This window comes from Staphylococcus sp. Ze2 (genome assembly GCF_048568365.1).
In the GTDB taxonomy this organism is placed as follows: Bacteria; Bacillota; Bacilli; order Staphylococcales; family Staphylococcaceae; genus Staphylococcus; species Staphylococcus xylosus.
This window is the reverse complement of sequence record NZ_CP183486.1, coordinates 892,510-906,923: the sequence shown is the minus strand read 5'-3', so window position 1 is coordinate 906,923 and position 14,414 is coordinate 892,510. Positions and strand designations below refer to the sequence as shown.

The window sequence follows — 14,414 nt, the reverse complement described above, 5'->3', positions numbered from 1 at the left end:
CTCCATTCAAACTTTATGTTTACGATAAATAATATAACTGCGACTTGCATATGTGAGTGGTACACTCCATACATGAACGAGTCTAGTAAACGGCCAGAATGCCATAATAATAAAACCTAAAAGTATATGTGTTTTAAAAGCTAGTGGCACTTGTAACATCAAATTAGCATCTGGAGAAAATATAAATAATTGTCTAAACCAAACTGATATTGTCTCTCTGTAATCAAATGATGGTGTCATTGCGTTAGTTACAAGCGTTGCATAGCATCCCATAAAAACAATTGCTAATAATAAGAAATTAACAATAATATCAGATGCTGAACTTAGTCTTCTAATATTTTTTTTAGTTACTCGTCGTGCAGTTAATAACAACATACCAATCAGTGTTATTATACCAAAAACACTTCCAATATAAACAGCGCCAATGTGGTATAAATGATCACTTACACCTACTGCTGTTAGCCAAGAAGCAGGAATAAGCAAGCCTACTATATGTCCCATCGCTACAGGTATAATACCCAAATGAAACATCAAACTGCCCCATTTAAGTTGTTTCTTTTCTATAAATTCACTAGATTTTGCAGTCCAAGAAAATTCATCAAACTTAAATCTAACAAGATGTCCAAGAAAAAATATAGCTATACATAAATAGGGCATAATCACCCATAAGAATTGATTAAACATGTTGCTTCACCTCATTTACAGGCTCTATACAAGCTTTTAATGTCTCTCTTAGCCCTTTTATCAAGAAATAATAAGGACTATTTTGCTCTGCCAATTGATTTGCCATCGCATACGTACCATCTTCAATAATCATAATAACAAATTCAATGTTCCCTTTTGCTCGTGGATCGTTTTTCCACTGTGCAATATATAAAAATTCAAGCATTAATGGAAGAAAATCAGATAGTTCATTATCTGCCATTTTCAATCCAAACATTTCGTATAATACTTTTAATTTAGCTAATAATTGCCCTCGTTCCTTTTGAGTATCAAACTTATTATATGTCATATAGAGTGGCGCAGTTTTATTAAAATCAAATGTATCGGAATACAATTGCTTTATTTGCAATAAACTTAATTCATACATTTGTTCACGGTACTGAATTAAATCTTGGTACGCCGGGTGTTCCATATGAATAACTTCTTCAAACGTTTTAGGGTGCAATGTCAGCTTATCTGGAAATAATAATTGCTGGGCAAAGTATCCAAGTACCTCTTGATGTTTATTAAACTGCACTAAATTAATCACGGAAAATCCCTCCATAGAAATTATCATTATAGATTTCTTGTCCTGATTTTCCAGAAGAAGTAGTTACAGGTACACCGCATCCTTCACAATTTGAGCCGAAGTATTCTCCTCCATATCCTTCGCTACCTTGTGCACGATATGTGTCCATATATACTTCTTTGTGTGATGTAGGTATTACAAAACGGTCCTCATGTTTAGCAATTGCCAATAATCGATACATATCTTTAGTTTGTCTTTCTGATAACCCAAGTCTTGATAATCTATCTACATCAAATGCTTTATTTGTTACTTGTGAGCGCATGTAACTTCTCATCATTGCCATGCGTTGTAATGCAGATTTCACTGGTTCAGTATCACCTGCTGTGAATAAGTTAGCCAAATATTGAATTGGTAACCTCATTTCTTCGATTGCTGGAAAAATCATATCAGGATTTCTATTCGCCTTTGCTGCAGTTTGCCCTTCAAAATAGCTCATAATTGGACTGAGTGGTGGACAATACCATACCATTGGCATCGTGCGATATTCTGGATGTAAAGGGAATGCCAATTTATATTCAATGGCTAATTTATAAACTGGAGAATTTTGAGCAGCTTCTATCCATTCTAATGAGACGCCATCTTTTTGCGCTTGCTCTATAATAGCTTCATCATAAGGATTCAAAAATAAATTCAATTGTTTTTCATATAATTCTTGCTCATTTTCAGCTGTAGCAGCTTCTTCTACTCTATCAGCGTCATAAAGTAATACGCCTAAATAACGCATTCTGCCCGTGCACGTTTCTGAACATACTGTCGGCATCCCCGCCTCAATACGAGGGAAGCAGAATGTACATTTCTCTGCTTTATTTGTTTTCCAGTTAAAATAAACTTTTTTGTAAGGGCAACCTGTCATACAATATCTCCAACCACGACAAGCCTCCTGGTCTACAAGTACAATACCATCTTCGTCACGTTTATACATTGCTCCAGATGGACATGATGCTACACAACTTGGATTCAAACAATGTTCACATAATCTTGGTAAATACATCATAAATGTTTGATCAAATTGAAATTTAATATCTTCTTCAATACGTTTAATATTTGGATCTTCTGGTCCAGTAACATGACCACCTGCCAAATCATCTTCCCAGTTTGGTCCCCATTCTAAATTTAATTTATCACCTGAAATCAATGAATGTGCTGTAGCTACCGGGGAATGATTCCCCGCTTTAGCAGTTGTAAGATTTTCATAATTATATGTCCACGGCTCATAGTAATCTTTAATCACTGGCATATTAGGATTGTAAAATATTTTCCCTAAAGCAATTTTCGATAACTTACTGCCTGATTTCAGTTCTAATTTACCTTTTTTATTTAAATACCAACCGCCCTTATATTGCTCTTGATCTTCCCATTGTTTCGGATAACCAATACCAGGCTTTGTTTCTACGTTGTTAAACCACATATATTCTGCACCAGGACGGTTAGTCCACGTACTCTTACAAGTAACACTACATGTGTGGCAACCTATACATTTGTCTAAATTTAACACCATTGCAATTTGCGCTTTAATCTTCAAGCCAGTCAACCTCCTTCAGCTTTCTCACTGCTACATAAACATCTCTTTGATTCCCTATTGGACCATAGTAGTTAAAGTGATAACTAATTTGTGCATAACCTCCAACAAGTTGTGTTGGTTTTAAATGAATACGTGTTGGCGCATTATGTGAACCACCTCTTGTGTCTGTAATTTGTGATCCTGGTGTTTCAATATGTTTATCTTGAGCGTGATACATAAACATCGTTCCTCTTGGCATTCTATGAGATACTACTGCTCTTGCTGTTACAACACCATTGCGGTTATATATTTCTAACCAGTCATTATCTTTGATTTCGTGTCTCTCTGCATCCTCATTGGAAAGCCATACAGTTGGACCACCTCTAAATAAAGTCAACATGTGTTGATTATCTTGATAAGTTGAGTGGATATTCCATTTGCCATGTGGTGTTAAATAGCGCAAGACAAGCGTACTTTCATCTCCTGTTACCTTCTTGTCTCTCGTACCGAATACCATTGGCGGTAAAGTTGGTTTATACACGGGTAAACTTTCACCGAATTGTTGGAACACTTCATGGTCAACATAATAACTTTGTCGTCCCGTTAATGTTCTAAATGGAACTAAACGTTCTATATTAGTAGTAAATGGTGAATAACGTTTACCATTCTTATTTGATCCCGGGAACACAGCTGTTGGAATGACTTCTCGGGGTTGAGCAGTTATATTTAAAAATGAAATTTTTTCTGATGCGCGTTCACTTGAAATATCTTTCAACGGCATACCTGTTTGTTGTTCTAAATCTTCATAAGATTTTTGCGATAACTTACCATTTGTAGCTGAAGACAGATTTAATACAACGTCTGCAGCTCGTCTTGCAGTATCTAATCTCGGTCTATCATTTTTTATGGAATCCTCGACCTCTTCATTCCATGTTCCAACCATGCTTTTTAACTCTTCATATTGTTCTGCTACTGAGAAACTTACGCCATGAGCCCCTATTTTAGCTTTTTCTAATAAAGGTCCTACCGTAACGTATTTATCAAATATTTTAGTATAATCTCTATCGACTACTGCAAAACCTGGCATTGTTTTTCCAGGTATTGCTTCAATTTCACCTTTCGTCCAGTCTTTAATTATGCCATTAACATTAGAGATTTCTTGTTTTGAATCGTGTGCAAGTGGTGCTGTAACAACATCTTTATAAACACCTTTTAGATGTATTTTTGCCATTTCTGATATTTCTTTACTCAATGTTTTAAAAATATCCCAATCTGAACGTGATTCCCATAATGGATCTATCGCCGGATTAAACGGATGTACAAATGGGTGCATATCTGTCGATGACAAATCGTGCTTTTCATACCAAGTTGCAGCAGGTAAAACAATATCTGAATACAATGGTGTGGATGTCATTCTAAAATCTAGGGATACAAGTAAATCCAGTTTACCTTCTGTATCTTCTCTCCATTTAATTTCCTCTGGCTTCACCTCTTCGTTTGGCTCAGCTAATAACCCTGATTTAGCACCAAGTAAGTGTTTCATAAAGTATTCTTGTCCTTTAGCAGAACTTGATATTAAATTAGAGCGCCAAAGGAATAATGTTTTTGGATGATTCTGTTTTGAATCTGGATCTTCAATTGCAAATTTCGTTTCTCTAGACTTCACGGACTCAATCGCACGTTTCATGATTGCTTCATTATTAAATTCTCCAGCGTCTTTGGCTTCTTCACCAAAAGATAAACTGTTTCTATCAAATTGAGGATAAGATGGTAACCAACCACATCTAGCAGCTAAGACATTGTAATCAGCAGGATGTTGATGTTTAATATTTTCTGCCAATGGAGATTTCAAGCTATCGATATTTGATTCTTCATATTTCCATTGGTCTGTTGCGAAGTAAAACCAACTTGTTCCATTTTGTAATCGAGGTGGTGCTTGCCAGTCTTTAGCAAAGGCAATCGTATTCCATCCTTCGATAGGGCGACATTTTTCTTGTCCAACATAGTGTGCCCATCCACCGCCGTTTACACCTTGACATCCACATAATAATACTAGATTCAAAATAGAGCGATAAATCGTGTCGGAATTAAACCAATGATTAATACCAACTCCCATGATAATCATTGAACGACCATTGGTATCAATTGCATTTTGCGCAAACTCTCTACCAACTTGGGTCACAACATTTTGTTTAACTCCAGTTATTTTTTCTTGCCATGCCGGTGTGTAATATGATGCTGCATCATCATATCCTGATGCCTCAAGTTCATGATTGAAACGTTTCACACCATACTGGCTCGTCATTAGGTCAAATACAGTGGTAATATATTTCTCTTCACCATTTGCTAATTTAACCTTTTGTACAGCAATAGGACGCTCAAATATACCGTTACCTTCATTGTTAAAGAATGGAAATTGTATATGCTTTAATTCATAGTCATCTTCCGCAAAACTCATTGCTGGGTCAATTTGCTGACCTTCTTCATTTTCTAATTTTAGGTTCCATTGTTTGCCATCTTCCCAACGCTGACCCATCGTGCCATTTGGAACTGTTAATTGTTTTGCTAATTTATCAAAAATCACAGGTTTCCAGTCGCCATTTTCAGTGTGTTGACCTAAATCCTGCGCACGTAAGAAACGCCCAGCTTTCAAGCCGTTATTATCTTCATCTAACATTAGGACAAATGGCATGTCAGTATATTGTTTTGCATAATTAATAAAATAGTCATTTGGTTGATTTACATAATGTTCTTGTAAAATAACATGCGTCATCGCCTGTGCGACTGCAGCATCTGTGCCTGGATGCGGAGCTAACCAATTATCAGCAAATTTAACATTTTCTGCATAATCAGGGGCAACTGATACTACCTTTGTGCCTTTATAGCGAACTTCTGTCATAAAATGCGCATCTGGTGTCCTTGTTAATGGAACATTAGATCCCCACATCATAATATAAGATGCGTTGTACCAATCACTAGATTCTGGTACATCAGTTTGTTCACCCCATATTTGTGGAGAAGCAGGTGGTAAATCAGCATACCAATCATAAAAGCTCAACATTTCTCCACCTAATAAACTCATAAAACGTGCACCAGAAGCATAACTTAGCATCGACATAGCTGGGATCGGCGTAAAACCAGCCAATCTGTCTGGACCATATTTCTTAATTGTATATATAATTTGAGCTGAAATGAGTTTTGAAACATCTTTCCAATTCGTTCTTACTAATCCACCCTTACCTCTTGCTTGTTTATATATTTTAGCTTTTTCATCATTTTCAACAATCGACGCCCAAGCAGCTATCGTATTGTTTTGATGCGTTTCTAATGCTTCTGTCCACAACTCCCATAACTTACCACGAATATAAGGATATCGGATGCGTAAAGGACTGTATTCATACCAAGAAAACGACGCGCCTCGAGGACACCCACGTGGCTCAAATTCAGGTAAGTCTGGTCCACAACTAGGGTAATCTGTTTGTTGGTTTTCCCAAGTGATCACACCATTTTTCACAAATACTTTCCAAGAACAAGATCCTGTACAGTTCACACCATGTGTCGTTCTTATTACTTTGTCATGACTCCAACGTTCTCTATACATTTTTTCCCATTCACGACTTTTACTTTCTAAGATTGACCAATCACCATTAAATTTTTCTGTTGGTTTAAAGAATTGCAATCCAAATTTTTTCATTTTATACATCCTCTCACATCATTCATGTATAATTTATATAGCATTCACAAATTTTGTATTTCTTTAATTCTTATAATCATTGTACATTTTTTCACAAAGTCTAAACATTAGGGATTTACCTATTTAGCTAAAAGAATCCCCTAATAAATTTTGAGCATAAAAAAGCTCCCTCTACTCGTCATAATGATTACCATCATTACAAGTAAAGAAAGCTTTAATTAAAATTTGAACGTCAATTTTCTTTTTTATACGGCAACTACTTGTTTTTCACGTGACTCTATGCGCATCAAATGATCAATAATTCCAGTATAAAATGCTTCAAGTTCTTGTCCTGTACGTTTTCTATCGAGATTATCTAACCCCAAGAAATCGACATGGTCCCAATCATTTTTAATTGGCATAACCTGCCAAACTCCTTTTTCAGTAGCTTGCGTTAAATCTTGTACTTTTTTAGCGGGTTGTCCAGTTGGACTTAAAGCAGAAGTTACTGCTACCACACCATCATTTTCTTGCCAATCCTCTCTAGAATCTTTGCCTATCAAGTTACTTGTTAAATTCAACAGTCCAAACAAACCAATGTTAGGTGCGTGATGACCTAAACTATTTTTATGAGTAGCTTGTCCTGCAAAAGATGTGTAGACAATATTAGGGTTAACTGATGTCTTTAAGTTCAAATCCTCAGCACCAAATGTTGTTAAATCTCTAGCTGCGTTATCTTCTGTATTCCAAATTGGACTATCTCTCAATCGCTTTACATATTCTATATACGTTTCATTAGGCTGTTGTTCGAAACCCCATTGTGAAAGTCCAAAATCAATTTTGGTTATTTTATTATTACCTAATTTTGCTACATTGTTTAATATATTTTTTATAAAATCTTTATTTGCTAACTTGTCAGCAGCCTGAGAACCTTTATGGGGCGTTGCCAATGTCGTAATTGATGAAATCATGTTATCTTTTTGTCCTTCGAATAATGGAGATATTGTACCACCATGTTGTTCATGATATTTAATTTCTTCTGGATTCCCAAATCTTAAAAATTGCTCAAGTAAACGAATTGTTTGTCCGCCCATACTGTGACCAATTAAATGTACTTTCTGACCTGGTTCCCAATTAGGCATCACGCCTTTATATGTTTTACCATATCTATTGTGCCCGTATTTTGCAGCATGTGCCGCACCATAATCTACCTGACCACCTTTAATGAAGTGATATAACTCTACAGCACGACCATAATTACTACCAACTGCACTTATGCTCGCTTCGTATACTTCATAACCTGCTTTTTCTAATGCTTCCTTCACTTTATATTTCTTTACACCCCAATAAGTTGGATACAAATCTGGTTTATTACCATCCATTAACCCTAAGAAACCATGTACCAATATAATTGGATATTTATTTACATGTACACCTTGTTCTGCTTTTTTAGCTGTATTTAATAAAGTTTCGACCTCAGTTTGTTGCACTTTAGAACGATTACGTGTTGTAGCTTGTTTATTGCCTTCTAAATCTTTTACTTTTGTCGGATTATTTTTAGATTCTTGTTTCACTTCATTTTTATTTGGATTAAAACCATTTTTTGTTTTTAAATTTTTTACCTTTTGTTCATTGCTGTTTTCTTCATTTTTATTTTCAATGTCTGTTTGAGCTGTTTCTGTTTTATTCGGAGTTTCTTCTGCTTTTTCTGCTTCTGCTTTATTTGGAGCTTCTTTTGCTTTTTCTGCTTCTGCTTTATTCGAGGCTTTTTCTACTTTTTCTGCTTCTGCTTTATTTGGAGCTTCTTTTGCTTTTTCTGCTTCTGCTTTATTTGGAGCTTCTTCTGCTTTTTCTGCTTCTGCTTTATTTGGAGCTTCTTCTACTTTTTCTGCTTCTGCTTTATTTGAGGCTTTTTCTACTTTTTCTGCTTCTGCTTTATTCGGAGCTTCTTCTGCTTTTTCTGCTTCTGCTTTATTCGGAGCTTCTTCTACTTTTTCTGCTTCTGCTTTATTCGAGGCTTTTTCTACTTTTTCTGCTTCTGCTTTATTTGGAGCTTCTTCTGCTTTTTCTGCTTCTGCTTTATTCGAGGCTTTTTCTACTTTTTCTGCTTCTGCTTTATTTGGAGCTTCTTCTGCTTTTTCTGCTTCTGCTTTATTTGGAGCTTCTTCTGCTTTTTCTGCTTCTGCTTTATTTTCATTATCAACATCTGCTAGTTGCTTTTGACCATTGCTTTGATTAACTCTATTATTTTTTTCAATTGTTGTATCTTGTTTTTCTGTTGGCGCATCTTGAATAGTAGGTGACTTTTGTTTTACTAAGTCCTTGTGTGATACGGAAGATATTTCAGATAATTGCTGACTAAATGCTTCAGGAGCATTACTTGATTCTAATTTAAAATTATTGTCAGAAGGGGCTTGTTTATCTTGATTTGAATTCATAGCATTATCTTTGTTGGAATTAATCGTTGTAATATTGTTTCCATTATTACTTTCTTGTTCATTATCCAATTTACTTGCTTCAGAAACATGTCCATTTGCTATAAAAAATATTACTGTTAATACTGAAATTGTTCCGACCGAATACTTTCTAATTCTGAATCTTTGTACCTCTGTTTTTGTAGATTGTTTCTCTTTTCTTTTCATTAAGATCACCTCATAGCATATTTCCCAAAAAGATCCCCTCTCAAAATAAAGTTGCTTCCCCAATTAATAACTGTACATTTATAATTTAACACATTTTATATTGTTGTAAATTAAATTATTGTAAAATTTCAATTACATTATTTTATATTGGTTTGCTATATTTGGTTTTTTTAAATAATAAGACTTAATTTAAGAGTTCTTTTATATAAATTAAAACCCTTAAGCATCGGATTTAATCTAACTTATCTATCTACTATTAGAACAAATAAAAATGACAAATCACTATATTAGTAATTTGTCATTTTTATTTTATCTGCTTATTAAATTATGAAAGTGATAAAGATTTAAATATCAACTCAACTTTTTTATTGTTATCATAAAATTATCTAATATTGATAATTATCCAGAACTATTCGTTCATCAAATTTCAATTCTTTTTCCAGTTGTTCGTAAAGTTTAAATTGAGATTTATGATAAGGCTGTTGTGAATCTATTTTCATCAAACAATAATGACCCACGTCATACAATTCAAAAGCCTTTTCAATAGCTAAACTTCTCGCTCCGGAAATCAAATAGTTTTTTCGTTTCACATTATCAATATTTCTGAACTTTTCATTTACCATATCCATGACGTTACCTATAAGAATTATGCCCGGTGTCATTCCTAAATCTTGCTCTTCTACTTGTTTAATTATTGTAGTAAGTTTGCCAGAAATCATTTGTTCATTATAAGTAGACACATTATAAAAAATAGCAATAGGGAAATCTGTTTTTGTTTCTTGAAGTATTTGTTTTACTATTTGAGGCAACCTTTTTATGCCCATATAAATAGCCAATGTGCCGCCTTGCGTTAAACTGTGTAGATCAAGTTCTTCTACTTGCCCTTTACAGTGTGAAGCAGTTGTGAAAGTAATAGCTTTAGCAACATTTCTAGCAGTTAGTCCGATACCTAGTTTAGCAATCGCAGCACTAGCTGATGTAATACCCGGTACAATTTCAAAAGTAATGCCCTGTTCAGATAATGCCACGGCCTCTTCTTGTACTCTACCAAATATTGCAGGGTCGCCCCCTTTTAATCTGACAACACACGAATGACGTCTTGCCGCTAAAACAATTTGTTCATTAATTTCGGTTTGTTGCATATGCTTTTGGTAAGGTCGTTTTCCCACATCGATAATTTCAATTTCTGGTTTAGCTAATTGTAGTATAAAAGGATTTACTAACCTATCGTATAATATAATGTCTGCACTTCTTATCAATTGCTCAGCCTTTCTTGTTAAAAGTGTTGGATCGCCTGGTCCCGCACCGACAAGATACACTTTTCCAGATTCTACTAAATGCATATATAAACGTCCCCATCGATAATTTCCACTTTATATACTTCTACACATCCTGTATCTGGTTCTTGTACCATACCTGTCTTTAAATCAATTTTTTGATCATGTAAGGGACAATATATAAAACCACCACTCACTGTCCCTTCAGAAAGTGGTCCTTGTTTATGCGGACAAATATTATTAACTGCATGAATTTCACCATTCGCCGTTAAAAAGATACCTATTTCATGTTCTTTAAATCTTACTTTCTTTCCTATTAATGGCGTGAGTTCATCAACGCTCGCTACCTTTACTTTATTCGTCGCTATCATACTTTCACTTCCTCCACTTCAAATATACTTTGTGCAAATTCGTTGTCTACAATCTGTCTCCATGGTTCACTATGAACTGCTGCTTTCGCATCCATAATGCGATCAAATAATTTCTGTTGTTTTTCTGGGTCTAATAGAACTGTTTGTACATTTTCAAATCCCATTCTGTCTAACCAAGGCGCCGTACGCTCAGCATAATTTGCAGTTTCTCTATAATATTGCATCAATGCACCACATAATAAAATTACTTCATCTTCAGTTTCCACAGTGGTTAAATGCTGGCCAACGGTTACTTCTGTACCACCATTACCACCAATATATATTTGAAAACCATTTTCCACACCAATGACACCAAAGTCTTTCACACCTGATTCTACACAACTTCTTGGACAACCAGACACGCCCATTTTAAACTTATGCGGCGTATCGATGTACTCAAATGTTTTTTCTAACCTGATTCCTAGTTGTGTTGTATGTTGTGTGCCAAAACGACAAAATGATTTTCCTACACAACTTTTAACTGAACGTGTCTTTTTACCATATGCAGAAGCAGAGCGCATCTCTAAATCTTCCCAGACTTGTGGCAACAACTCTTTTCTTATACCGTATAAACCGATACGTTGAGAGCCTGTTACTTTCACTAATGGTACGTTATATTTTTTAGCAACTTCCCCTAATCGAATTAATTGATTTGCATCTGTCACACCGCCACGCATTTGCGGAATTACAGAGAAAGTACCATCTTTTTGAATGTTTGCATGATAACGTTCATTTGCAAACCTTGAAGCAATTTCATCTTCGTGGTCAAATGGATATACCATGTTTAAATAGTAATTTAATGCTGGTTTACATTTAGGACATCCATCTTTATCTTTAAAGTTTAATTGTTTTCTCACATCTTCAGAATTTTTTAATTGTTTTGCTCTTATTTGCGTAACAATTTGGTCACGAGTTAAATCAGTACATGCACAGATACCTGTAGGCTTAGCAGCAATGAAGTCATCACCTAATGTAAACTCTAAAATCCGACCTATTTGTCCTTTACATTTACCGCATGAATTACCAGCTTTTGTCGTCTTTGTTACTTCTTCCACATTTGTTAATCCATTTGCTTTAATGGCTTCAACAATCGTAACTTTCGATACACCATTACATCCACAAATTGTTTCGTCGTCAGCCATATCTTCAATACTAAGTCCTGATGACTCACCACCTTTATGTAGTAGCGATACCATTGTATAATCATCAAGTAATTCTGATTTTTTCATCATGTTAAAGAAACGCGGCCCATCTTCAATGTCACCATATAATACTGTTCCCACAATTACATTCTCTTTTAAAAACACTTTTTTATAATGTTGTTGTTGACTATCAAAAATTTCAATGCCTTTAACATCTTTATCTTCAATTATATGTCCAGCACTATACAAATCACACCCTGAAACTTTCAATGAAGTAAATGTTGTAGAACCTTTGTAACCTTCCGTACTACCTCTTGTTAAATAATCAGCTAGAACTTTTCCTTGTTCGTATAAAGGAGCAACTAATCCATATACTTTTCCATCATGTTCTGCACATTCACCTACTGCGAAAATAGCCGAGTCATTGGTTTGCATATAATCATTTACTTGAATACCTCTATTCACCTCAAGTCCACTTTCTTTAGCAACTTCTGTAAAGGGTCTTATACCGACAGCCATAACTACTAAATCCGCTTCCATCGTTGTTCCATCTGATAATTCAATACCTGTCACATCTTCATCACCAAGTATGGCACTCGTGCTTGCTTGTAATTTAAAGTTCATACCTTGTGCTTCTAAATCTGCTTTTAACAGTCCTCCTGCTTTTTTATCAAGTTGCATTTCCATTAACCATTCTGCTAAGTGTACAACTGTAACCTCCATACCTTGGTCCATTAAACCCCTTGCACATTCTAACCCAAGTAATCCTCCACCAATTACAATTGCGTGTTTTTTAGATTGTGCAATTTCAATCATACGTTCAGTATCTTCAATAGTACGCCAACCGATTACACTTGGTAATGTTGAACCAGGTATTGGTAATACAAATGCTTTTGAACCAGTAGCAAATATACATACATCATATTCAAATTTACATCTAGCTTTTGTCGTTACATATTTTAATGCTCGATTAACTTCTACAACAGTATCACCGGTAATAAGTTGTATATGGTTTTCTTTATACCAATCGTAGCTATTCATGATAGTTTCTTCTACTGTCATTTTCTTTTGTAAAATATTCGACAACATAATTCGATTATAATTAGGATATGGTTCTTTACCAATTATCGTTATTTCATACTTTTCTGCGTTTCGCTCCAATATTTCTTCTATCGTACGTAGCCCTGCCATACCATTACCAATCATTACTAATTTTTCCTTAGTCATGTTTCTCCTCCTTATAAACCTCTGTTAAATAAGTTTGCACTGCTTGTGATATTCGCTTCACTTTTACACAATCATTCCCATTGGATCTCAAACAAATTTTTATATCTTCAAATTCTATCTCTAACATATTAAAGAAATCGGACTGTAGCTGATCACTTGTATGATTAACAAGTTGGTGCGCCTTTGCATCTTTTTTTATTTGATCGTTAACCTTTGGATCATCAGTAGCAGCTATAATCAAAGATGCATTTTTTATATCGTTTTTGTCATAACACTTTGTTAATAGCTTTACGTTGGAATGTTCAATCTCAAAAAATTGAGGTAAAAATTTTTTACTAATAATCATTACTGAACAAGCATCTTCTTTTAATATTTTCATTAGTTTTCTATATGCAATCTTGCCCCCACCTATAATGACAATTTGTTTGTTGGTTAGATTAAGTTGAATAGGATACATTGGCTAATTCCTCAATTTCTTGTATTCTGTCTTCTATTATTACCAAAAGCTCATTATTAAAATTAATCACATCGCTATAATAAACACGCGATACTCTATTTAATTGGCTAATTTCTTTTTTTATTTTTTTTACTAAAAAACCGTTATAAAGAAAAACTGGCACGATCAATATACCTTCACCTTTATTTAAATACTGTTCTATGTGCAATTGATAGCTATAGTCTCCATACACTGTCATCATCTGAATGGGTATATTAAAGCCATTACAATCGTTCATTAATTTTTTTAATGCGTAATCTGGCTCTTTATAACAAGAACTTCCATGTGCAATCAAAATAATTCTGTTTACATGCTCTGCTGTTACTAAAGCTTTAGCAATACGTCTGTTAATAATATTCGGCATTTCTCTATGTGTGCCCAACGGTTGTGCAATATTGTTTATAATATGAGGATGGGCGTTTTTCAATGATTTCAAAACTGATGGTATATCATATAAATAGTGCTTTGCCGGAAACAACAACACAGGGATGATATTAAATTCAAAATATCCATGACTTATTAAGTTGTCTATGACAACTTTCAAATTGCGTTTTTCACTCTCTAAAAATGCAATATGTACATGTCTGTGCTTCGACCTCATCAATTGTTGTACAAAATCATAAATTATATTATTCTGTTCACCTTTTCTCATACCATGTATTACTAAAATATTTTCAGCCATTTCCTCACCACCCATCTTATACTTGCATTGTAATACAAATTTACAATTTAATGTGAATTAATTCACATGAATA

10 protein-coding genes are annotated in these 14,414 nt (G+C 34.5%); all 10 read right to left on the bottom strand.

The features are described from left to right. Positions 1 to 6 precede the first annotated feature (6 nt). The 10 genes from narI to ACM591_RS03810 all read right to left on the bottom strand — a co-directional run bounded on the left by narI (position 7) and on the right by ACM591_RS03810 (position 14,341). Positions 7 to 684 carry a respiratory nitrate reductase subunit gamma gene (gene narI / locus ACM591_RS03855; protein WP_042362134.1) on the bottom strand — a complete coding sequence of 226 codons (678 nt, stop codon included), beginning with the start codon at positions 682 to 684 and terminating at the stop codon, positions 7 to 9. Next, on the bottom strand, positions 677 to 1,252 hold the full coding sequence (gene narJ, locus ACM591_RS03850) for a nitrate reductase molybdenum cofactor assembly chaperone (RefSeq protein WP_038679068.1): 576 nt from the start codon (positions 1,250 to 1,252) through the stop codon (positions 677 to 679). Before narJ ends, narI begins: the two co-directional genes overlap by 8 nt. Further along, a complete protein-coding gene (narH, locus tag ACM591_RS03845; RefSeq protein WP_029378366.1) occupies positions 1,245 to 2,813 on the bottom strand; it encodes a nitrate reductase subunit beta in 1,569 nt (522 codons plus the stop codon). The genes narJ and narH overlap by 8 nt, the downstream gene beginning before the upstream one ends. Then, complete coding sequence (locus tag ACM591_RS03840) at positions 2,803 to 6,486, bottom strand: nitrate reductase subunit alpha (RefSeq protein WP_418354431.1); 3,684 nt, start codon at positions 6,484 to 6,486, stop codon at positions 2,803 to 2,805. The genes narH and ACM591_RS03840 overlap by 11 nt, the downstream gene beginning before the upstream one ends. Positions 6,487 to 6,731: 245 nt before the next feature. Next, a complete protein-coding gene (gene lip / locus ACM591_RS03835; protein ID WP_418354430.1) occupies positions 6,732 to 9,107 on the bottom strand; it encodes a YSIRK-targeted triacylglycerol lipase in 2,376 nt (791 codons plus the stop codon). A 386-nt stretch (positions 9,108 to 9,493) separates the two neighbouring features. Further along, the gene (gene cobA / locus ACM591_RS03830; protein ID WP_278197736.1) at positions 9,494 to 10,450 is read right to left on the bottom strand and encodes a uroporphyrinogen-III C-methyltransferase; all 957 of its coding nucleotides are present in this window, start codon (positions 10,448 to 10,450) and stop codon (positions 9,494 to 9,496) included. After that, positions 10,441 to 10,755: a nitrite reductase small subunit NirD gene (nirD, locus tag ACM591_RS03825; protein WP_029378363.1), complete on the bottom strand. Its 315-nt coding sequence runs from the start codon at positions 10,753 to 10,755 to the stop codon at positions 10,441 to 10,443. Before nirD ends, cobA begins: the two co-directional genes overlap by 10 nt. After that, positions 10,752 to 13,163, bottom strand: a complete 2,412-nt coding sequence (nirB, locus tag ACM591_RS03820) for a nitrite reductase large subunit NirB (protein WP_326025932.1) — start codon at positions 13,161 to 13,163, stop codon at positions 10,752 to 10,754. Before nirB ends, nirD begins: the two co-directional genes overlap by 4 nt. Further along, entirely contained in the window at positions 13,156 to 13,620 is a 465-nt protein-coding gene (locus ACM591_RS03815; protein WP_326025933.1) for a precorrin-2 dehydrogenase/sirohydrochlorin ferrochelatase family protein, read from the bottom strand. Before ACM591_RS03815 ends, nirB begins: the two co-directional genes overlap by 8 nt. Then, complete coding sequence (locus ACM591_RS03810; protein WP_058626036.1) at positions 13,601 to 14,341, bottom strand: sirohydrochlorin chelatase; 741 nt, start codon at positions 14,339 to 14,341, stop codon at positions 13,601 to 13,603. The genes ACM591_RS03815 and ACM591_RS03810 overlap by 20 nt, the downstream gene beginning before the upstream one ends. Positions 14,342 to 14,414: the final 73 nt, after the last annotated feature.

What these genes read in the sequence shown, in the direction of transcription:
- ACM591_RS03840 (WP_418354431.1), bottom strand. Translation starts at nt 6,486, where the DNA reads ATGAAAAAATTTGGATTGCAATTCTTTAAACCAACAGAAAAATTTAAT.
- nirD (WP_029378363.1), bottom strand. Translation starts at nt 10,755, where the DNA reads ATGATAGCGACGAATAAAGTAAAGGTAGCGAGCGTTGATGAACTCACG.
- ACM591_RS03810 (WP_058626036.1), bottom strand. Translation starts at nt 14,341, where the DNA reads ATGGCTGAAAATATTTTAGTAATACATGGTATGAGAAAAGGTGAACAG.
- nirB (WP_326025932.1), bottom strand. Translation starts at nt 13,163, where the DNA reads ATGACTAAGGAAAAATTAGTAATGATTGGTAATGGTATGGCAGGGCTA.
- ACM591_RS03815 (WP_326025933.1), bottom strand. Translation starts at nt 13,620, where the DNA reads ATGTATCCTATTCAACTTAATCTAACCAACAAACAAATTGTCATTATA.
- lip (WP_418354430.1), bottom strand. Translation starts at nt 9,107, where the DNA reads ATGAAAAGAAAAGAGAAACAATCTACAAAAACAGAGGTACAAAGATTC.
- narI (WP_042362134.1), bottom strand. Translation starts at nt 684, where the DNA reads ATGTTTAATCAATTCTTATGGGTGATTATGCCCTATTTATGTATAGCT.
- cobA (WP_278197736.1), bottom strand. Translation starts at nt 10,450, where the DNA reads ATGCATTTAGTAGAATCTGGAAAAGTGTATCTTGTCGGTGCGGGACCA.